General features: G+C 40.0%; 21 protein-coding genes. 5 read left to right on the forward strand and 16 right to left on the reverse strand.

Annotated features, from left to right (window positions below; all coding sequences use genetic code 11):
• Nucleotides 1–4: 4 nt before the first annotated feature.
• The 3 genes from hpaB to hpaI are packed head-to-tail and all read right to left on the reverse strand — an operon-like array spanning nt 5 to nt 3,967.
• Nucleotides 5–1,477, reverse strand: a complete 1,473-nt coding sequence (hpaB, locus tag MHH73_RS20245; RefSeq protein WP_191813402.1) for a 4-hydroxyphenylacetate 3-monooxygenase, oxygenase component — start codon at nt 1,475–1,477, stop codon at nt 5–7.
• Between the two features lie 12 nt (nt 1,478–1,489).
• Nucleotides 1,490–3,010, reverse strand: coding sequence for a 5-carboxymethyl-2-hydroxymuconate semialdehyde dehydrogenase (gene hpaE / locus MHH73_RS20250; RefSeq protein WP_341069005.1), 1,521 nt, complete (start codon nt 3,008–3,010; stop codon nt 1,490–1,492).
• 27 nt (nt 3,011–3,037) lie between these two features.
• Nucleotides 3,038–3,967 carry a 2,4-dihydroxyhept-2-ene-1,7-dioic acid aldolase gene (gene hpaI / locus MHH73_RS20255; RefSeq protein ID WP_191813406.1) on the reverse strand — a complete coding sequence of 310 codons (930 nt, stop codon included), beginning with the start codon at nt 3,965–3,967 and terminating at the stop codon, nt 3,038–3,040.
• A 156-nt stretch (nt 3,968–4,123) separates the two neighbouring features.
• Here hpaI and MHH73_RS20260 point away from each other — a divergent pair, with 156 nt between their 5' ends.
• Nucleotides 4,124–5,011 carry a LysR family transcriptional regulator gene (locus MHH73_RS20260; protein ID WP_191813408.1) on the forward strand — a complete coding sequence of 296 codons (888 nt, stop codon included), beginning with the start codon at nt 4,124–4,126 and terminating at the stop codon, nt 5,009–5,011.
• A gap of 248 nt (nt 5,012–5,259) precedes the next feature.
• On the opposite strand, the gene MHH73_RS20265 is transcribed toward MHH73_RS20260, so the two are convergent.
• Together MHH73_RS20265 and MHH73_RS20270 are read right to left on the reverse strand one after the other, a co-directional pair.
• Nucleotides 5,260–6,816, reverse strand: coding sequence for a solute symporter family protein (locus MHH73_RS20265; RefSeq protein ID WP_341069008.1), 1,557 nt, complete (start codon nt 6,814–6,816; stop codon nt 5,260–5,262).
• A gap of 1 nt (nt 6,817) precedes the next feature.
• Complete coding sequence (locus MHH73_RS20270; RefSeq protein ID WP_341069010.1) at nt 6,818–7,144, reverse strand: DUF485 domain-containing protein; 327 nt, start codon at nt 7,142–7,144, stop codon at nt 6,818–6,820.
• 306 nt (nt 7,145–7,450) lie between these two features.
• On the opposite strand from MHH73_RS20270, the gene MHH73_RS20275 reads away from it, so the two are divergent.
• From MHH73_RS20275 to MHH73_RS20290, 4 genes are all read left to right on the forward strand, one after another.
• Nucleotides 7,451–8,242 (forward strand): fumarylacetoacetate hydrolase family protein, encoded by a 792-nt coding sequence (locus tag MHH73_RS20275; RefSeq protein ID WP_341069013.1) that lies wholly within the window; start codon nt 7,451–7,453, stop codon nt 8,240–8,242.
• Nucleotides 8,239–8,991, forward strand: a complete 753-nt coding sequence (locus MHH73_RS20280) for a fumarylacetoacetate hydrolase family protein (RefSeq protein WP_191813414.1) — start codon at nt 8,239–8,241, stop codon at nt 8,989–8,991. Before MHH73_RS20275 ends, MHH73_RS20280 begins: the two co-directional genes overlap by 4 nt.
• A 13-nt stretch (nt 8,992–9,004) precedes the next feature.
• A complete protein-coding gene (locus MHH73_RS20285; protein ID WP_341069016.1) occupies nt 9,005–9,400 on the forward strand; it encodes a 5-carboxymethyl-2-hydroxymuconate Delta-isomerase in 396 nt (131 codons plus the stop codon).
• A gap of 196 nt (nt 9,401–9,596) precedes the next feature.
• On the forward strand, nt 9,597–10,316 hold the full coding sequence (locus MHH73_RS20290; RefSeq protein ID WP_341069018.1) for a hypothetical protein: 720 nt from the start codon (nt 9,597–9,599) through the stop codon (nt 10,314–10,316).
• Nucleotides 10,317–10,615: 299 nt separating this feature from the next.
• Here MHH73_RS20290 and MHH73_RS20295 read toward each other — a convergent pair whose 3' ends face one another.
• The 11 genes from MHH73_RS20295 to MHH73_RS20345 all read right to left on the reverse strand — a co-directional run bounded on the left by MHH73_RS20295 (nt 10,616) and on the right by MHH73_RS20345 (nt 21,543).
• The gene (locus tag MHH73_RS20295) at nt 10,616–10,804 is read right to left on the reverse strand and encodes a DUF6440 family protein (RefSeq protein WP_341069021.1); all 189 of its coding nucleotides are present in this window, start codon (nt 10,802–10,804) and stop codon (nt 10,616–10,618) included.
• Nucleotides 10,805–10,894: 90 nt separating this feature from the next.
• A complete protein-coding gene (locus tag MHH73_RS20300; RefSeq protein ID WP_341069023.1) occupies nt 10,895–11,383 on the reverse strand; it encodes a small multi-drug export protein in 489 nt (162 codons plus the stop codon).
• A 113-nt stretch (nt 11,384–11,496) separates the two neighbouring features.
• Nucleotides 11,497–12,216: a hypothetical protein gene (locus MHH73_RS20305; RefSeq protein ID WP_341069025.1), complete on the reverse strand. Its 720-nt coding sequence runs from the start codon at nt 12,214–12,216 to the stop codon at nt 11,497–11,499.
• Nucleotides 12,217–12,230: 14 nt separating this feature from the next.
• On the reverse strand, nt 12,231–13,247 hold the full coding sequence (locus tag MHH73_RS20310) for a LytTR family transcriptional regulator DNA-binding domain-containing protein (protein ID WP_341069027.1): 1,017 nt from the start codon (nt 13,245–13,247) through the stop codon (nt 12,231–12,233).
• A gap of 825 nt (nt 13,248–14,072) precedes the next feature.
• The gene (locus MHH73_RS20315) at nt 14,073–15,245 is read right to left on the reverse strand and encodes an acyl-CoA dehydrogenase family protein (RefSeq protein ID WP_341069029.1); all 1,173 of its coding nucleotides are present in this window, start codon (nt 15,243–15,245) and stop codon (nt 14,073–14,075) included.
• On the reverse strand, nt 15,246–16,238 hold the full coding sequence (locus MHH73_RS20320; RefSeq protein WP_341069031.1) for an aldo/keto reductase: 993 nt from the start codon (nt 16,236–16,238) through the stop codon (nt 15,246–15,248).
• 12 nt (nt 16,239–16,250) lie between these two features.
• Nucleotides 16,251–17,636, reverse strand: a complete 1,386-nt coding sequence (locus MHH73_RS20325) for an LLM class flavin-dependent oxidoreductase (RefSeq protein ID WP_341069034.1) — start codon at nt 17,634–17,636, stop codon at nt 16,251–16,253.
• Between the two features lie 14 nt (nt 17,637–17,650).
• Nucleotides 17,651–18,532 carry a MetQ/NlpA family ABC transporter substrate-binding protein gene (locus MHH73_RS20330; RefSeq protein ID WP_341069036.1) on the reverse strand — a complete coding sequence of 294 codons (882 nt, stop codon included), beginning with the start codon at nt 18,530–18,532 and terminating at the stop codon, nt 17,651–17,653.
• A 19-nt stretch (nt 18,533–18,551) separates the two neighbouring features.
• Entirely contained in the window at nt 18,552–19,214 is a 663-nt protein-coding gene (locus MHH73_RS20335) for a methionine ABC transporter permease (RefSeq protein WP_191813435.1), read from the reverse strand.
• Complete coding sequence (locus tag MHH73_RS20340) at nt 19,204–20,226, reverse strand: methionine ABC transporter ATP-binding protein (protein ID WP_191813437.1); 1,023 nt, start codon at nt 20,224–20,226, stop codon at nt 19,204–19,206. The genes MHH73_RS20335 and MHH73_RS20340 overlap by 11 nt, the downstream gene beginning before the upstream one ends.
• 102 nt (nt 20,227–20,328) lie before the next feature.
• Nucleotides 20,329–21,543 carry an acyl-CoA dehydrogenase family protein gene (locus MHH73_RS20345; RefSeq protein ID WP_341069041.1) on the reverse strand — a complete coding sequence of 405 codons (1,215 nt, stop codon included), beginning with the start codon at nt 21,541–21,543 and terminating at the stop codon, nt 20,329–20,331.
• Between the last annotated feature and the right edge of the window lie 216 nt (nt 21,544–21,759).

A 21,759-nucleotide genomic window follows, 5' to 3' on the forward strand; every position in this document is an offset into this window, starting at 1 on the left:
CCCCTTATACGTTTAAAAACTTTGAATTAGACCCTTTGCCTAAAAATTCTTGGACTCTGACCTTTAACTCATCCTTTGCTTGATAATTATCAAAGTATGTCATCCCCATACGGATAGGATCGCCGAAGAAGTAGTATTCATAATGCATCTGCCTGCTGCCAAATGCACTCATCGTGATATCCCAAGCTAACCTAAATAGTTGGACTCTCTCGTAACCTTCTAGATTTTTTCCTTGTAATCCACGGTGAATAATATCGCCAATTTCTTCATTTTGGAAATCCGCTTGTGTCGGAATACCCATTAATCCAGATGCACCTAGTACACGCAGAATTTCAATGAGACGTGGATAAACTCTTGGATACCAGTTACGTGCAGCATCGAGTGCCTCGTAATCAGGTGTCATCGTCCCCCACTTATCGAGCTTTGCATTATGTTCAGCACGGTACATATGAGATTTCATTGTTTCAAGTGCCAACATGATTTCTGTTCCTTTGTCTTTCACATGTTGGAAACCATCAATACCGATAGCATCCATCATCGACAAAGCCACGCCAAGTATAAATTCCGTCTTGATAATATTTTTGGAGACAACTTGGTGCGACATATGCACGACTGCATTTGTTTCGCGGAAAGTGCGGTTACAAATCGATGAATTCCCGCACACAAATACGCGCTCCCAAGGCACAAAAACATTTTCAAATGAAACAATCGCATCCCCTTCTTCAAAACGGGAACTAAGTGGATGGTCAAAACTGTTTTTACCGTAATCAAATGATTCCCTGCTAATGAATTTTAAACCTGGAGTATTATTTGGAATGGCAAAGGCGAGTGAGTACGGATCATCTAGTTCACCCGCTTTTTTCACCGTAGATGGAAACACGAGAATCTCATCAGTGATGCCGCCTTGCGTCGCTAATAAACGGATACCATCCACATATATCCCTTCATCTGTTTTCTTCACTAAATGGAGAGCGACATTAGCATCCTTCTGTTCATGTTGTGCCTTAGCACGGTTCACTTGTGGATGAATCAATGTATGAGTCAAGCTAATATCATTTTCTCTAGCAAACTCGTAATACTTACGGGCATTTTCTGCGAACATCGGGTCTGCCTCAGCAAATAGACTATTAGCTACACCCATCGCCATCACTTCTGCATTCAAGTAATCTGGTGATCGTCCCATCATACCGCCAGATGTGAGGGCCCACTCTTGAATGGCTTCACGTCTTTTTATTACATCTTCAATCGTTTTTGGTTGCAGCCAAGTCATGCCTACTTGTTCACCTGTTGTCGGTGATGTGTAAAGCATTTTCTCCGGTTTTTCAAACTGCAAATCGTATAGGTTCGCCATTGATTTCACGACACCTTTTAAACTGGGATGTGTTGTTACATCTTGCACTCTTTCGCCGTGCAAATAAATATTATTGCTTGCTGTTTGTAGCCGCTCAATATATTGCTTCCCATTCTTTGCCCCCATCTATTCCCCTCCTTATTTTTTCTTACCGAATTGTGGAATATGGTGATCACTGATGGCGACATGAATGACTTTAGGTTCTGTATAAAACTCGAAAATGGCATAATGTCCACCTTCTCTGCCGATACCACTCGCCTTCGTTCCACCAAACGGAATGCGTAAATCCCGTGTATTTTGTGAATTAATCCAAATCATTCCTGCCTCTACAGCTTGGGCCACGCGGTGACCACGCTTAATATCATTCGTCCAAACGAACCCAGCTAAGCCGTATTTAACGTCGTTCGCCACTTTGATGACCTCTTCTTCTGTTTCAAATTCAATTACAGCCATCACTGGTCCGAAAATTTCTTCCTGACAAACCGTCATATCATTCGTCGCATTTAATAATAAAGTAGGCGGAACATAGTTACCGGCAGAGAATGCTGCTGGCACATCCCCTTGGAAAACGTCACATCCTTCTTCTCCCGCGATTTCAATATATTTTTTCACTTTGTTATAATGGGCCGTTTCAATCAGCGGGCCAAGTTCAGTGGACTTATCCATCGGATCACCAACGACAATGTTCTTCACCCGTTCTTTAAGTGCTGCAACGAACTTTTCTTTAATATTTTTGTGTAAAAACACGCGGGAATTCGATGTACAGCGCTCACCATTAAACGAGAATATTCCCCATACAGCTGCATCAAGGGCGCGATCTAAATCGGCATCCTCAAAAACAATCAGCGGTGATTTCCCCCCTAATTCCATTGAGGTTTTCTTCAACGTATCGGCAGCATTTTTAATAATGGTCGAGCCAGTCGTTGTTTCACCCGTAAATGAAATCGCTTCCACATCAGGATGACGAACAAGCGCATCACCGGCCGTTTCCCCGAAACCGTGGACAATATTGAATACCCCTTTCGGCAAACCGGCTTTTTGTATCACTTCAGCCAATTTATTTGCCGTTAAAGGAGATAGCTCCGCAGGTTTAAGGACGACTGTATTCCCAGTCGCTAAAGCAGGCGCCACCTTCCATGTTTCTAACATAAACGGCGCATTCCACGGAGTAATTAACCCCACCACCCCAAGCGGTTTATAGATGGTGTAATTGATAAATTCATCGTCCACTTGATAAGCCTCACCATGCAAGGTAGATTCAACCATTTTCGCGTAAAATCGGAAGTTCATCGCCGCACGTGCTGCTTGTTTTTTCGTTTGACTGATCGGTAACCCTGTATCAATCGCTTCTAATCTCGCAATCTCTTCCGCTTCTTCATCAATAAGGTCAGCGATGCGGTTAATATAAACCATACGCTCTGAGATTTTCATTGTTTTCCAAGTCGTATCAAAAGCGGTTTTCGCACTTTCTACCGCGGCATCAATATCTTCCTTCCTACCTTCAGCTACAAGATTAATCGTTTCATTCGTAAAAGGACTTAAATTGGCAAACGTTTTCTTTGAAACACTATCAACAAATTCACCGTTGATAAACAGCGATACGTCCTCAACAGCTAGATTTTGTGTCGGTTGGTTCGTATCGGTTACATGATTGGCCATATTGATTCACTCCTTTTTAAAATCGGCTTACTTCTGCACGACACCGCCTGGAAGCTCTACATATTGTTTTAATACTTCTGCAATTTCATCTTGTAAGCTCTTCGTTGGTAAATCCATTGGCAATCTGAGAACGGGCTTAATTTTGCCCATTTGACCTAGCGCTGCTTTTAATGGGGCAGGGTTCGTATCTTTGAACAAAACATCATTTAACTCCATGAGTTCGTAATGCAAGTTTTGAGATTGCTCGACATCGCCATTTTTCCATGCATCATAAATCGCTGCCACTTTATCAGGAACAATATTTGCTGTTGCACTAATATGTCCCGCGCCACCAATGGCCAGCATCGGGTAACAGAGGAGTTCAATTCCTGAATAGAGTAGGAAGTCACGACCGCAATTTAGTAACACACGATTCACATGTTCGAAATCTTTATTTGATTCTTTTACACCAATAATATTTGGACAATCTTTACTTAACTTCGCAAGTGTTTCCACATGCATATTTGTTCCTGTTCGACCTGGGATGTTATATACAATAAGGGGAAGATCAGGTACAGAGTCAGCGACGAGCTTAAAATGTTTATATAACGCATGTTGCGAAGGCTTATTATAATAAGGAACGATAATAAGGGCAGCGTCTGCACCCATTTCTTCTGCTTTCTTCGTTAAATACAACGTTTCTTGATGGTTTGTTGAGCCTGTACCTGGTACAAATGGTACTCTTCCGTTAATCGTTTCTTTTGCCACTTCCATCACTTTGATTCGTTCATCGATTGTCAATGAACTTGGTTCTCCAGTTGTTCCCGTAACAGAAATGCCATGACTTCCGCTTTCAATATGCCAATGGATGAGTTTTTTAAATGATTCAAAGTCTATCGATTCATCTTCATGAAATGGTGTAATAATCGGGGCAATCGAACCTCTTAATCTTTGTTTTACTTCTGCAAACTTCGTCATTTACAAACACTCCTTCTTTTTATTTAGTTCTGAAATTTTAGAATATTTTTACTGTAAGCTCTTTCAATTGCAGTTTAACATGTGTTAGATTATATAAAAAATATTGTTTTTGTTTGTTTTGGATATAAAAAAAGTATAGTTTCAAGGAGGCGCAATATGGACATAAAGCAGCTGCAATACTTTTGTACAATTGTTCAAGAAGGGCAAATCACTCGAGCAGCAAAGAAGTTACATATGGCACAACCACCACTTAGTCACCAGCTGAAACAGTTAGAAGATGAACTAGAAGTCAAATTATTCGATCGCATCGGCAGGAAAATGGAACTGACCAAATCAGGCAGGGTCCTTTATGAACGCGCCTTGCAAATATTATCTGAGTTAGATGAGGCAAAAAATGAAGTCAAAGAAACAAATGAAGGCATAAAAGGAAAATTGGCTATCGGCGCGAGCAAATCATGTTTCGCCTTTTTACCCGATCGCCTTCGTGCTTTTCGTGAAAAATACCCTCTCGTTACTTTTCAGTTAAGAGAAGGTGACACATACTACATTGGCGAGCTGCTGAAGAATCGTGAAATCGAACTAGCTGTCACTCGCCTCCCACTAGAGATGGATGATATTGAGATGATTCGTTTTCCGACAGAACCTTACGTCCTCGTCATCCCGGAATCATGGCAACAACATATCCACAACAAGACCTCAATCAGAATGAAAGATATCAAAAACTTCCCATTACTCTTACTCCATCGCATCAATGGCAAAGGTCAATTCGAAATCGTCACAAATGAATGCCGACGTCACGGCTTCGAACCGAAAGTGATTTTAGAGTGTCCTGATGCCTCTATGCTATTATCCCTTGTGAGTGCCGGCGTTGGCGCAACGATTGTGCCTAAATCTACACTGCAATCCTATTATGCAGACAAGACGATGGTCGTAGAACTAGAAGATGCAACCATCCAATCAGAATCAGCCATTATCTGGTTGAAAAATCGTTACCTCTCCAAAAGTGCGAGTCGGATGATAGAGACCTTTCAAACAAACGTTTGATTGAATTGGGTGAGATAGGTTGATAGAGTAGTTTTTTGAGATGGGTATATTTGGTTTCGAACGGGGGAAAGGGGATTTTCACAGTTCCTTTTTACCGGTGATTTTTTCGATTCGCTTGGTAAACTGAGAGCAACAATTTCTCTTTTTGCGTCGCTCTCATTCCCCCCTCTTCCTACAAGAGCCGTAACATCTCTCCTCATAAAAAAACAAGATACCCGCCAACAACCAGGCATCTCGTTCACCAATATTTAATGTTTAATTACACCTTTCACATCGCTACCTGTATGTGATTTTACTAATATTTCTGTATAGCGATCTTCTTCCAAAGCTGCTTTCTTGGCACCAATTTTTGTCCCAATGTAACAAGCTAAGAAACCAAGTGGGATGGAAACGATACCTGGTGAAGAAAGCGGGAAGATAGCTTCACCTGTTAGGAGCGCCGCACCTGGTACAGGATTCCACACATTCGGGCTTAAGGCAACGAGTGTAAGCGTCCCCAGTAAACCGACCAACATCCCGAAAACCGCCCCCGTTTTATTAAACTTTCGCCAGAATACCGTAAATAAAATAACTGGAAGATTCGAGCTTGCTGCCAAAGTAAAAGCAAGGGAAGCTAAGAAAGCAACATTGAAGCTTTGTAAAGAAAGGGAGAGTACAATGGATACCGCCGTAATCATTATTGAAGCTAAGCGAACCATGGTCATTTGCTGTTTCTCTGTCGCTTGTCCATTTTTGAAAATTTCATTATACAAATCATGAGAGAACGCAGCTGCCCCTGTCACAACAATCCCCGCTACAACTGCTAGAATCGTTGCAAATGAGACCGCTGAAATGAAGGCAAACATCAAATCCCCACCAACAAGTTGCGCCAATAATGGTGCCGCCATATTACCGGCTGGATTGGCTTCAATAATGGATGGCATCCCTACTAACTTCGCTGCACCAAACCCTAAGAAGATTACCATAAAATGAAAACACCCCATAATCCACATGACCCAAACAACGGACTTACGCGCAACTTGGGCATTGGGAACTGTCAAGAATCTGACTAAAATATGCGGTAAGCCTGCCGCCCCAAGCAACAACCCTAACACCAATGAGGCTGCATCCAATCCGCTTAAATACTTTACCCCAGGGTTCAAGAAATCGGCTCCAACTGGTGTAGCAGTTTTCATCTCAGCAAACATCCCAATGAAGTTAAAATTAAATTGCCACATCACCATAATAAACAAAATAAAGGTTCCGCCCACGAGTAATATCGCCTTAATAATCTGGACCCAGCTCGTTGCCGTCATTCCACCGAAGAGTACAAATGTGAGCATACCAATACCAACAATAATGATTGAGATATGAAATGGAATACCTAATAACAATTTGAACAAAGCACCAGCCGCAACCAATTGGCCAAGCATATAAAAAATGGATATAACAATTGTGTTAATGGCAGTGACCGCGCGCACCTGCTTGAAACGGTAACGTGCAGTAATCATGTCACCTAATGTGTACTTACCTAAGTTTCGTAAAGGTTCAGCTACTAAAAATAAAATCACTAAGAAGGATAGTAATGCAGGATACATAAGGAAGAATCCATCGAAACCTGACAAAGCAAAAGCACCAATTAACCCTAAAAAGGTCGAGGCAGACATAAAGTCACCTGCTAAAGCCAAACCATTTTGCCTAGCAGTTAATCCACCGCCCGCTGTATAAAAAGAGCCAGCCGTTTTTGTTTTTTTCGAAGCGAAATACGTTATTAGCAAGGTGCCAATAGTAATAATTGAAAAAAGTATAATAACCTGCATATCCATGTTATACATTCTCCCTTTCTAATATACTTTTCACCACTTCATCAAAATGAGCGGCTCGTTTCACATAAACATTGCACACCCAAAGGGAAATAGGGATAAAAGAAACACCATATAACCAAGCAAGTGTCACTTCTCCAAAAACATGGACATTTAATACATCCGTGTACAGAGCTAAAAAGGGCAAAAGTAATGAGTAACCAACATAGAACAGTGTATACGAGAGAATAAACTTTTTCTTTTCTGCCATTAACACTCGAAATTCATCCATCTCTGCTATTCGATCATATTTAGTTACATGGGATTGATGATTGCGCACTTCATTTTGCATAGACTATCACATCCTTATTTAATTACTTATCTAAAAATTCAGTCTATTAATTTGAAAGCCTTTTCAAAAACACTCTATCATGACCGTCCAAAATTAGAAAAATACCAATTTCATTGGTTTTTAATATAAAAAAAGTATAGATCCCCCAGATCATCTTGCGAAAACCCCTCTGCTCCTTACTCTCTCTATTCTTTACGTTAAATCGTTACATCAGTGAATAACTGATTGACTATTTTAATAATTTGAAAAATAACTCGTAATCTATTATGATTTAATCACCATTTTGTTGAAGGAGTGTTGAATCCATTGATAAAAGCAATGATGAGATATAATGGACAATTGATTTTACAAGAAGTTCTTGTCGAACCTACTAAACAGTTAATAACCATTGGAGAAGAAACAACCCCAATGGAACAGCTTGACGTCCTTCCCCCTGTATCAGGAACAATTTATGGAACACTACTTAACTACAAAGGTGAGCTAGAAGCACTCGGTTCAGCTATTTATGAAAGCCCTTACCAACAACCACCGAAAGCACCAATTCTTTATATCAAACCAGTCAATACAATCAACAACCATCAAGCGACCATTCCTTTGCCACAAGAAGAAGATTCCTTACAAATAGGTGCTGCTCTTGCAGTAGTCATCGGTAAAAAAGCAAGTAAAGTCTCAAAAAAAGAAGTACGGGATTATATTTTGGGCTACACAGTCGCCAACGACGTCAGTATCCCACACAGCAGTGTGTATCGTCCTGCCATCAAAGAAAAAGCAAGAGATGGATTTTGCCCTATTGGGCCTTGGATTGTTGAAAATGAGGAAATACCAAACCCTGATGATTTAGACATTACTGTCCATATTAACGGCGAGTTAAAGCAGCAGCAAACAACAAGAAACTTAATCCGCTCTGTCGACGAGCTGATTGCAGAAGTTACTTCCTTTATGACCTTGTATGAAGGAGATACATTACTGATCGGTGTACCAGAGAACCCACCTCTTGCTCGTAATGGGGATGTTGTTAAAATAACGATTGCTGGCATCGGCTCACTTGAAAACCAAGTGGTTGTCACAAAACAAGCTGTAAAGGAGAATACGATATGAAAACCGCACGTGTCGCTTATCAAGGAAATATTCATGAGGCCACAGAATGGGACGGTAAGCTACAATTAGATACTGGCGCCACCGTTTCAGAGGATGATGTCGTTTGGCTTCCTCCTATTGTGCCACAAACAATTTTTGCACTAGGACTCAACTATGCTGATCACGCGGCAGAGCTTGCTTTTAACGCACCGAAAGAGCCACTTGTTTTTTTAAAAGGACCTAATACACTTATCGGTCATAACGGGGAAACTTTTCGCCCTGCCGATGTCACCTATATGCATTATGAATGTGAGCTAGCAGTTGTGATTGGCCGATCTGGTAAAAACATTCAAGAGAAGGATGCATATGACTATATCGCTGGGTATACCGTGGCCAATGATTATGCCATCCGCGATTATTTGGAAAACTACTATCGCCCGAACTTACGTGTGAAAAATCGTGATACATTGACACCGCTCGGCCCCTGGTTTGTCAGCGCAGATGAAATAAAAGATCCAATGAATCTCGCATTACGCACCTATGTAAATGACAAAATCGTCCAAGAAGGAACAACGAAAGATATGATTTTTAGTATTCCAAAGCTCATCGCTTATTTAAGCAGTTTCATGACACTCAATAAAAACGATATCATTCTCACTGGGACGCCAAAAGGTTCAGTCGATACGAAAGTGGGCGACACGGTCATCACTGAAATCGAAGGCATCGGTCGACTCAAGAACACCATTGTTAGTGAACCGGTCTATCAGTAAAAGGAGGATATTTATGCCACATTTCATTATTGAATATACAAGTAACATCAAAAGCGATGCACATATTCCCGCTTTATTGGAAAAAGCGAACAAGATCCTCATCAGTAAATCGCCTACTTTTCCAATAGGCGGTATCCGTTCAAGGGCAATTGAACTAGCAGACTACTATATTGCAGATGGTCAGGCAGACGATGCCTTCGTTCATGCAACCCTCAAAATCGGCTCCGGACGAAGTGAACAAGAAAAGGCATCGGTATGTGATGAACTCTTTACCATGATGAAGGAACACTTCCAGGAACTATATGATCACCGCTATTTTGCTTTATCAATGGAACTATATGAATTTAGCGAAGCTGGTACGTATAAGTGGAATAATATTCATGGTCGGTTTAAGAAAACCTTGCTCTAAAAGTTGAGCAGGGTTTTTCCTTTGTCTCCATGGATAAGGAGTTAAGGATACAGGGATGACTTGTATTCGGGCCACTCATTTTATATGTGTAAATTAGTTACGGATAATAGCTAATGTTGGTGGGTGGCCTTGGTTTGGTGTTTACTCATATTGCGTTGCTTATTCCTCTGTCTTTCGTTTTATTTGCGTTGTTCCTTTGTTTTACATTGCTTATATTTTTGGCTTCGGTTTTATTAGCGTTGTTTTTTCGTTTTACATGGCTTATATCTTTGGCTTCTGTTCTATTAGCGTTGTTTCCTTTTACTTTGCTTATATCTTTGTCCTCCGCTCTATTAGCGTCGTTTCACCGTTTTACATGGCTTATATCTTTGGCTTCCTTTCTATTAGCGTCGTTTCCTCGTTTTACATGGCTTATATCTTTGACTTTCGCCCTATTAGCGTTGTTTCTTCGTTTTACATTGCTTATATCTTTGGCTTCCGCTCTATTTGCGTCGTTTCACCGTTTTACATTGCTTATATCTTTAGCTTCCGCTCTATTAGCATCGTTTCTTCGTTTTACTTTGCTTATATCTTTGGCTTCCGCTCTATTAGCGTTGTTTCCTCGTTTTACATGGCTTATATCTTTGGCTTCCTTTCTATTAGCGTCGTTTCCTCGTTTTACATGGCTTATATTTTTGCCTTCCGCTCTATTTGCGTCGTTTCACCGTTTTACATTGCTTATATTTTTGACTTCCGCTCTATTTGCGTCGTTTCACCGTTTTACATTGCTTATATTTTTGTCTTCCGCTCTATTAGCATCGTTTCACCGTTTTACATTGCTTATATCTTTGGCTTCCGCTCTATTAGCATCGTTTCTTCGTTTTACTTTGCTTATATCTTTGTCCTCCGCTCTATTAGCGTCGTTTCACCATTTTAATTTGCTTATATTTTTGCCTTCCGCTCTATTTGCGTCGTTTCACCGTTTTACATTGCTTATATCCTTGTCTTCCGCTCTATTTGCGTCGTTTCCTCGTTTTACATTGCTTATATCTTTATCTTCCTTTCTATTAGCGTTGTTTCCTCGTTTTACATGGCTTATATCTTTGTCTTCCGCATGGTGCCAACCTAAAAAAGAAGAAAATCTTCTAAAGCAGCAGACAACCCCACCTTCAATTAATGCAAGGTAGGGTTGTCTACAGTCTGAGAGTTAAAAACAACGGTTTCTGGCATAAAAGGTTACTCTAGTTTCTTCACAACAACCTTCCCGGTTTCATCTAACAACGGAGTAAGTCCACTTCCGCCTGTACTTGCCCATGTATGAACATAATGGACCCCGGTTTCACGATCAACGAGGATGGAAAGCAGCCCTGATGAGTAACTTTCTTTCAATATTTCTACAAAACGGGTCTCTCTTTTTTTAAACACGCCAACACTCCTTTCTAAATTTCATTTTTAGTAAGAAATACAAGGCATACTGATAAAAGTATTTGTAATAATCAATGGAAGTATTTCATTTTAAGAGAATAAATTAATACCAGACATGATTAAAATTCCAATAACAAGTGCCTGTGCTACGATAGCAATGGTTGCCCATAAGCTGACATAGCTTTTTTTTGCCCCTCCTGCTAATCCGATTGCAGCCGAAATATGAAATCCCCATAGAAGTCCTGCTAAAGAAACGCCTGGTACACCATATTTTTCAAAATATTTCTTTGCTTTGATCATACGTTTAGTTGGTTCTTTTTCCTCTTTCTTTCCTTTCATCAACTTTGACCTCAACGCATTAATAACCCATATAAAAGCCATGACTGATACCCAGTTACCTAATATCGCTATTAAAATAACGGGTATTCCAGGAAATCCCAAAAGGAACCCGAATGGAATCGCACCGTATGATTCAAAAAATGGGATGAGCGATAAAACAAAAATACTCAGTAATTGTAGAAATAAATTATCTTCTAGTGCTGGCATTAAGTTCAAATAGAAATCTTGTATGTCTTGCATAAGTTCTCCCCTCTCATGTTTGCCTACTTTTAGTATGAAGGATAATCCCTTCTATATCAGCCACTTTTGCATGAAAGGAGGGAAATTCATTCCGAGTGGAGACGATTTATGCCTCAATGGAGACCGTTCTTTTGCCTTCTCTTTATAAGGAATAGTAAAGCCATGCCACTCCAAATAAATGGCACAACCATAAACTTCAATACAGAGGTAAAGTCATCATTTTCAATCAGAGTAAGACCCCGTTCAATATGATAATTGGGAAAAAGAATCGTTAACTTATTCAGGAGCGAAGAATAAACAAATCCTTCTATTAAGAAATAAGCTATCATAATTGGCCATCCATATAAACTTACATCAATTGTATTTTTTGCATATTCAGCGATAGCCGTCCCTATAAAAAGCCACATACTTAAAAAGGGGATGGTAAATATACTGGCCATCAGTATTTGCGGTAAACTATAGCCATAAATAATCATGCCAATAGTGAACAAAAGATAAGACATGCTATAGGTGACGATGGATTTAGCTAAGAAAATATTGATTCGCCTTACCTTCATCAATCGATATACTATTCCTGTCCCTTGCTCTTTTTCTTCAACCATTATGTTTCCTTGTGTGTACATTGTCACCAATATACTAATAAAACTCAGCAGTGAAGTCATGCCTTTGAAAAAGGTAATCTGTTCATTTGAAAAGGTGATTGTCAGATTATTTAATATGTAAATGAGAAAAATCATCGCGAAGGCAGTGAAAAAGAGTAGTAATACTTGCCCATTAAAGCGCAAATCTTTGAGTTCCCTTACCATTAAAACCTTAATTTGTCGTACATTCATCCGACTCACCCCTTTTACCAGTTCAACAGTTCTTTTAACTCCCCATATCTTGATTTGGATAAAGGGACCGTCTTTTCATTTTCCAATGTGAGGCTATAACTATTCTTACTCCATACCACAACTTCCCTAACCCGCTGCAAATTTACTAAGTAAGAGCGATGACAACGGAAAAAACCATATATATGTAATCTCGTTTCAATGTCCTTCATTGAAACAGTTGATATAAACTCTTCATTATTCACATGGAGAATTGTTTGTCTATCTCTCGATTCCACAAAATCAATCTCCAATGGATCAAATAGAATAAATTTATCGTCTGATTTAGCTGATATTTTCTCAAATCTTTGTTGGTAAATTGTTTCGTCCTCTATGTCACTAGCCTCTTTTTCCTCTACCTCTTCTTCGGCATCCTCGTTATATTCAAGCTGCTGTAGTCCTCTATCGGTCAAACGGAATACTTTTGTCCCTATACGAATGCTCTCTTCTAATGAAGAGGTAAGAATAATAATGAAACCATCCTTTTTCAGCAATTCATTTAGAATACGATTCAACACTTGCTTCGATTGGAGATCAATGTGATAAGTGGGTTCTTGGAAAATATAAATATTCGTAGGTTGAATCAAACTGCGTGCAAATTGCAATCTTTTTTTCTCTGAGAACGTTAGTCCCTTATTTTTCTTTCTACGTACTTCATTTAATTCGACAAGAGCTAAAATTCTATCTATATCCACTTTCACACCATACAAGTCACACCAAAAACGAACCGTCTGTTCAGGGGTTAACCGTTTATATTCGCCCATATTCGTCCGGTAAAAGAATAAATCCTCCACCCCACGGAGAACACCGTCTGAGAGACGGATTTCATTTGTCATATAACTTCTATCTTCCTCCATTAAGGATAAAAATGCATGCATATATTCCATGTCTGCTTGAATCGCAATCACATCTTTTTTTTCAATGGTCAATTGTATAGAAGGCAGGACAACTGTATTGCCAACGACCTTTCCAAAACCTTCAAAGATTAATGACATTTACACTCTTCTCCTTCTGAACCTATTTATTATGACGGATTTCTATAAGTGGTACCTTCATAATGAACGAAAAAGAGGAAAAAGCAAACGAAAAGGGAGCAAATCTTGGTTAAACTCATCCTTTTATTATTTTCGCCTAAACGAGTGGACATTCATTTTTATCGGGGTGTGTAAAACTGATACGTTAATTTATGATACAATAACTGTTTTTCATTGGAGTACGCAATTTTTCAGACGGAAATTCATCATATTATAATTAGGGAAATAGTGGCTCCTAATGGCAAATAATAAAAAATGGGTATACATAATGGCAAAGGGAAAAGGACATTTTGAGAAAACTATGTGGCAAGATTCATTTACTATCTCACCACATTCATTAAGGAAATTAACAATATTGAAAATAACCGTTAGTGTCATTGCTCCTTGTCTCAACTGACTCCCTATTTTCACACGAACTTAGAAAAAGCGAGAAACGTGATTAAATTTTCAAGCATGCTAACATTGGTAAACAGATGTTTTTTAAGTATAAATACTACTTATCACACTAAAAGCAGCATATCTATCCGTTCTCCCTGACTACCTTCATCAAAATTCTACATATCCAATCATTTTCCGGGAAATAAGACAAGCTTTCGACTATATAGTTACTTTAAAAAAAGCAAACATTATGGTGACACCTTGGTGTGCCTATATGCCGTGGCATCCTTATAGTCAATAAGATACAAAAAGCGACCACCCTTTAACATTAAGGCTGGTCGCACTTTTACATACCCCACATCTTTCTCTCCTATTAGGTCCGTATTATCATTTTATAGCAAGCATTCGTTACTCAGAAAATAAAGCAGCTTTCGCCAACCCCTCCACAATCATATCATCAGCCGGATGCATAGACAGACCACATTGCACGTCTCGGAAAAGGCGTTCTAGTTTAAAGTCTTTTGACAGTCCTCTTCCACCAGCTACTCTCATGGCGAGTTCCACGATTCGTATCGCTTGGTGACAGATGGTGTATTTCGCTGCTTGAAAGTCATTTAGTAAGTCATTTCTTTGGTGGGGGAAGCGATCCCATTTGTCTGCTAGTGAATACAGTAATGTACGGGATGTGGTTAAGGAAATTTCCATTTCGCCGATTTTTTGTTGGATGTGGGGGACTTCGGCTATTGGTTTTTTTAAACTGCCTGCTTGTTGGTGTTTGGCAAAGTCGATAATAAAATCTCTGGCTGCATGGGCAACACCAAGAAAGACTGAGGCGATGAACAGAAAGGTGGAGCGGTTTTTTAAGCCTCCGTCTTTGCCAGTTGCTTTTGCCAGCAGTGCCTCCTCTGGTACGAACACTTCATTTAATACAATCGTATCACTACCTGTCGAACGCATACCGATTGTGTTCCATGTTTCTTTCACTACTACTTTATCTGATTTGCGAACGAGAAATTCCCCAAGTACACCTTCTTCCTCCACCCAGGCCATCACTATCAGTGGATCAGCAATCGGTGCCAGCGTGGCGAATGTCTTTTCCCCTGAAATGAGGTAACCATTAGCGGTTTTTCTCGCAATCGTCTCTGGTTGGCTTCCTCTAAAAATATTGCCGCCTTTCTTTTCAGTTGCAAAGATATTAAGAATGTCTCCGTTTTGCACAACACCTTGACAGACCTTCGCAAACACCTCCTCTTTCCAACGGTTTCCCTCACGATAATTAAGGAATAAACAAGACTGCCAACCGGCTGCAAGGGCAACTGCTCCATCCCCCTTAGCCAACCGTTCTAAAACTAATGTCATTTCATATAATGATGCCTCGTACCCACCGTATTTCTCAGGGATTGTTAACGAAAAGAAGCCTGCCTCTCTTAATATGTTAAAAGAGGCAAACGGAAACATCCCTCGCTCGTCATTTTCAGTCGCATAAGATTCTAGCTGCTTTGCTACTTCATCAAACTTTTCCGCTAAAGCTGCTTCCCGTTCATTCCGTAGGTGGATGTCCTTTGTTTTGGTTAATAGCATTTATAGCTTCACTCCTTTAAATAAATCCTCTTCGCGACTATGATCGGTGGAAAGAGGGGGTGCTTCCGATAAGTTAGTAATCGCTTCATAGAGCTCATCACTTAAGTGAACTTCTCTTGCACGAATAGCATACTGTAATTGTTCCACACTACGTGCACCGATGATTGGGGCCGTGATTACAGGGTTCCTTAACACCCAGGCTATGGCTAATGAGACTGGATGATAACCATATTCTTGTGCCAATTGGATAAATTGCTCAGTCGTCGTATAGTATTGCTTCGTTCCATACCGTCTTGCATAATTTTTTAATTCTATCAATCTACCTTGAGCGGGTAAGTTGTCATGATTATATTTTCCAGATAATAAGCCGCCACCTAAAGGACTATAGGAAATGATCCCTAATTGTTCTTCCTCCGCTAACGGGAAAAGTTCTACTTCCGCTTGGCGCTTCACTAAATTGTACATCGGTTGAATGAGCTCAAACCGAGCAAGCCCTTTTCTAGCAGAAATGCCAAGTGCCTTCATAATTTGCCATGCTGACCAATTACTCACTGCCGGGTAAAGAATTTTTCCTTGCCTTTGTAAATCATCTAGCGCAAGTATCGTTTCTTCTATATCTGTATGAGGATCAAACAAATGGATGAAATAAAATTCAATTCGGTCTGTCTTTAATCTCCTCAGACTATCTTCAACTGCTTGAAAAATATGACGCCTTGATGCCCCTCTACTATTCATATTTTCACCAACGGGAAAACCTACTTTAGAAGAAATAATCACCTCGTTACGACAATTGCTGATGCATTCACCTAAAATTTCTTCTGACCTGCCCTGACTATATACATTTGCTGTATCAAAAAAGTTAATACCAGCCTCTCTCGTTAAATGAAACATCTCTTTAGATGTCTGTTTATCTGCATTTCCACCAAATGACATCGTGCCAAAACATAGATTGGACACCTTGATACCTGTTTTCCCTACTAATCGATTAGTCACTATTCTCGCTCCTTACAGTTTTGTCGTGTGCGTTTGCCTATATCTACTTCCTGGATGTCCGTTAGGTAATAAGCTCTGCCCCTTACCAAATATTTTTTCGCGAAACGTTCCTTCTGCATAATCCTTTTTATACAACCCTCTATCTTGTAATTCAGGAATCACTAAATCAATAAACTCCTGTAAATTTTGTGGGGTGACAAAATGCGCTAAATTAAAGCCATCAATGCCTGTATCCTCAAAGAAAAACTGAATGGCATCTGCAACTTCCTTAGGATTACCGACAATCACATGATCACGATTGATTGTTTCAAAACGGTTTAACACTTCCCGCACCGTTAATTTTTTCGGCGCATCCTTTGTTAGTGAGGCTGCTCGCGATTGTCCATGCTCAGTATGCTTGTATTCAAAATAACTATCTAAATCGGTATATTTTGATAAATCATATCCACTTGAACCACCATACTGCGCTTTTGCGGCCTCTGCACTCCACAGTTTTTGATACGTTTCAAACTTCGCTTCCGCTTCCTCCGTCGTTTCCGCTACAATCACATTTAAAAATGTATATAATTTCACCTGTTCTGGGTTTCTGCCATACCTTTTTGCCCGTGCTTTAATATCCTTAATATGCTCACGGATTTTCTCGTTTGTTGGACCGCCAATGAAGACACACTCCGCATGCTTGGCGGCAAATTCTTTTCCTCTCTCAGAAGTGCCCGCTTGATAAATCACAGGCGTTCTTTGTAAAGAAGGGTCTGTTAGATGAGGTCCTTCTACTTGATAATAATGGCCTTCATGGTTAATAGAATGCACTTTTTCAGGATCGACTAAAATGCCGCGTTCGACATCTGCTATCATCGCGCCATCCTCCCAGCTACCTTCCCATAATTGATAGACAACATCTAAAAATTCATCTGCCCGCTCGTAGCGTTCATCATGCTTAATCATATTTGTTAAGCCATAATTTCGCGCAGCATTCGGTAAATAGGATGTGACAATATTCCAAGCGATTCTCCCTTTTGTTAAATGGTCTAATGTTGAAAAACGACGGGCATGACTAAAGGGATGTTCATATGTTGTACTCACTGTCACAGCAAATGATAAATCCGTTGTCACACTAGCCATCGCCGAAATCATCATCGCTGGATCATTTAAAGGAAATTGCAAACCGTCTCTTATCGCTGGTTCTTTACTATTACGATAGACATCATATACGCCTGCTACATCAGCAAAGAAAAGGGCGTCAAACTTGCCCCTCTCTAAAAGTTTTGCTAAATCTATCCAATAAGACAAATCATTGTAATGGCGATGCCGCCTACTTTGAGGGTGCTTCCATAAGCCATGTGAATTATGCATGGCACCAGCCATTTCAAATGCATTCAATTGAATTTGCTTACCCATTGACTCTCCTCCTCTTACTGTTTACCAGATTTAATATCTGCTAGAAGTTGATCAAGTGTGTCCTGTAATTCGGCAATTGGAATATCAACAACGACATTCCCGCCATTGGAGTCTTCCTTCACAGCCTCTACGACTCTTTCTTCTTGATAAATTCTAGCAATCGTTTGATATGTTTCATCATTCGCATCCTCCCCACGAACCGCAAAAACATTTAAGTATGGCCGTGTTTCTTCACTATGTGGGTCATCGTGATAAATCGCATCCTCTAGAAGGTAACCTGCTTGACCAGCAATTCCACTATTAATAATCGAAGCGGCAACATCAGGTAAGACTCTTGGCGTTTGTTGTGCAACAACGGTCAATATTTCTATGTTTCGCGGATTGTCTACAATATCATCAGGTGTTGGATATAACCCAACATCCTCTTTCAAAGTAATTAAGCCCGCCTCTTCCAATACTTTTAACCCCCGCCCCGTATTTGCTGGATCATTTGGGATAGCAATTGTTGCACCCCCCGGGATATCGTCTGGATGATCGTATTTTTCCGAATATAACCCCATTGGTGCGACAACTGTCGAGCCAATCGGTTGAATATCTGCATCGTCATTTTCGACGATAAACTGACTTAGAAACGCTAAATGTTGAAAGGAGTTCACGTCAATTTCTCCATTGATTAAAGCGTTATTGGGTAAAGTGTAATCGGAAAACTCGACTAACTCGACCTCAATTCCCTCTTCCTTTGCCCTTTCTTGAATGATCTGCCAATACTGACCATCTGAACCTGTCACACCGATTTTGACATGTTTTGTGTCACCAGAAGCTGAATCAGAACCACATCCACTTAAAAATACCGCAGTTAATAGAAATAGCACGAAAACAAATTTTCCTTTTTTCAATTAAAAACCCCTCTTTTCTTCATCTTCTTAAAAAGAACCTTGAAAGCATATTTCCTAAAAACTGAGCGATTTGTACAAGTAAAATAAGGATCACAACTGTGACGATCATGACTGACGTATCGAATCGTTGATAACCATAAGTCATCGCCAAGTCACCCAATCCACCGCCACCAACTGTCCCTGCCATCGCGGAGAAGTCGATTAAACCAACAGTGATAAAAGTAATCCCAAGAATCAGCGGGCCAAGTGCCTCCGGTATGAGCACCGTAAAGATAATTCTTAATGGACTAGCTCCCATCGCCTGAGCCGCTTCAATAATTCCCGGGTCGATTGATACAAGATTATTTTCTACAATGCGAGCGACAGCAAAGGCTGCGGCAATCGTCATTGGCAACACCGCCGCGGCCGTACCGATTGTTGTGCCCATAATCATTCTCGTAAAGGGACTAATGGCAACGAGAAATATGATAAATGGGATTGGTCGAATAATATTAATCAATAAATTTAAGAAATAGAAAATCCAACGATTCTCTAAAATATTTCCTTTTCTCGTAACAAAGAGTAGCAAACCAATTACAAGACCGAGAATAGTAGCAAATATTAAAGTCAAGATCACCATCAAAATCGTTTCCCCAGTTGCTTCTATAATTCTTGGCCAAAATGTCGCCCAATCAACTTGCATAATGAACCTCCTTCAACTCAACAATTTTTTCTAACTCCTTAATCACTTTACTTACTTCTACTTCTTCACCAATGAATTCGACTATTAAACTACCAAACAATCTTTCTTGCAGTTCACTAATATTGCCATAAAGAATATTGAAGTCTACCTGATATTTCTTACTAATTTTTGATAGGATGGGCTGATTACTAACCCCTTCTTTATAGATAATGCGATACAGTTTCCCCCGCTTGCTCTCCTGTAATTTTTCTAATAGATGTGAGGAAAGTTGGTCATTCTGGACGGAACGAATGAAATTTTTAGTCGTCTCGTTCTGTGGTTTCGTGAACACGTTAAATACTTGACCTTCTTCTATCACTCTGCCATCCTCCATGACAGCCACACGGTTACATACTCTCTTAATCACATGCATCTCATGGGTAATGAGCATAATCGTAATGTTATATTCCTTATTCACCTTCAATAGGAGCTGAAGAATCTCTTCCGTTGTCTCTGGATCTAGTGCGGATGTAGCCTCATCACAAATGAGAATGTCTGGCGATGTTGCCAAGGCACGGGCAATGCCCACCCTTTGCTTCTGACCGCCTGATAAACTTTCCGGGTATTTAGTTGCCTTATCCTCCAAACCTACGAACCTCAGCATTTCCTTCACTCGTTGATCGAGCTTTGCTTTTGACCAGCCAGCAAGCTTAAGTGGGTAAGCAATATTGCCATAGACTGTTCGCGAACTAAAGAGATTAAAAGATTGAAAAATCATCCCGATACGGCTTCTTAATTGACGCAACTCTTTTTGTGAGAGAGCATCAATTCTTTTGTCATTAACTATGATTTCACCCGAAGTCGGTCGCTCGAGCAAATTAACTAAACGTAACAAGGTGCTTTTTCCCGCCCCACTAAACCCAATAACCCCAAAAATCTCACCCTTCTTCACTTCTAGACTTACATCTTGAACGGCTTTTACGACATTCTCCTTTGTGCCAAATGTTTTACTTACATTCGTAAATCGAATCAAACCTTTTCCCCCTCTAAAACTCATTTCTTTAAATACAAAAAGGCAGCCTTCTATAAAAGAAGTCTGCCTTTAGTTGATCTAGTCGGCTTTTCTTAAATGTGATTAGAAATACACAACCCCTACTGGGAGCTTTTCATTATTGATGATGTATTTACCAACCGCTTGTGCTTTATAAACAGTTGGATTATGAGAAGATATCGTGCGGATGTTGCGCCAATGACGATCTAAATAAGCTGACTGCTTCGTCGCTGATGCACCTCCTACCTCAAATAGAAGAGTCGCTGCTTTTAATGCTAATTCATCCACAACTACTTTTGCTTGTGCTGCCTGCAATGACGCTTCATGGTTAAGCTCATAATTTTGTTCCGCATTACCTGATTGATTCGTCGCCCTCTCTAACGCTTCCGCGGCTGCTAACACCGTTGCTTCTACAGCAAAAGCGATACTGGCAATTTCACCTACTTTTTGTTGTAATAAGGGATCGTCCTTCGGTTGTTCTGCCGGTGCATAACTAAACGTGCGTTTTCGTTTATGTATCAAATCTTTCGCATCCGTCACCACATTGCGGACAATACCAGCAATCACAGCTTGTAGGATTAATTGCAGAAAGGCGTTAAATGATTTTTTATCCTCCTTGAGCTCCTTGATTTCTTCCGGGTAAACCGTGACATCTTTAAAGATGGTCGTTCCACTTCCTGTCCCCTTTTGTCCAAACCCGTCCCAATCATCTTTTATTATGACACCCTCTCTATCTGTCGGAATAAAAGCAGACACTACTTTACCAGACGACGTTTCTGCCATCACACTCACCCAATCGGCATACATGGTTCCTGTACAAAAATACTTTGTACCGTTTAATCGAAAATTTTCTCCATCTACGGATAAGGTCGTTTCGAACTTTGAACTGCCTGCCGCATTCTTCGAGATTTCCGTATAAGCATTGCCGATGATCTCTCCATTTACAATTTTATCCAACTCTTGTTCACGTTTCGTTTCGTCCCCTAGCTGAATCAACCTTTCCACGTGTGAGAAATGAGACCTTAATAAATGAGCAACATCTGGATCTGCCTCGGCTAAACGGATGACGACTTGTATTAATTCCTTCAATTCAATACCGCCTCCACCAAGCGCTTTAGGTACCCTCAATGCTCCTATTTTGTTCTCTTTAATTAATCTCATCGCGTAAAAAGGTCTGGCATCACTACCATCTTCTCTTCTCTTTTTCGCATCTTGCGCAATTGCTATTAATAGTTCCTCCATCTCACAGGAATCTATTGTCATTGCTTTATCTGATGTTACTAGCTCTTTTCCTGACATCACCACGCCACCTCTTTACTGTTTTAATCCAATTATTCGCACTAATTTAGTAGGAATTATAAAAAATAAAAAGACTCTCTATACAGCATTTCACACGCTGTATAGAGAGCCTCTAGTGTTCCAGTCGGCTATCTTTTTAATAAATTAATCATATCTTAAACGGTAACAGTAAAGATGTCAACATAATTTTTAGATAATATAGAATTATTTAATATT

Source organism: Cytobacillus sp. FSL K6-0265 (assembly GCF_038003465.1).
GTDB lineage: Bacteria > Bacillota > Bacilli > Bacillales > Cytobacillaceae > Cytobacillus > Cytobacillus stercorigallinarum.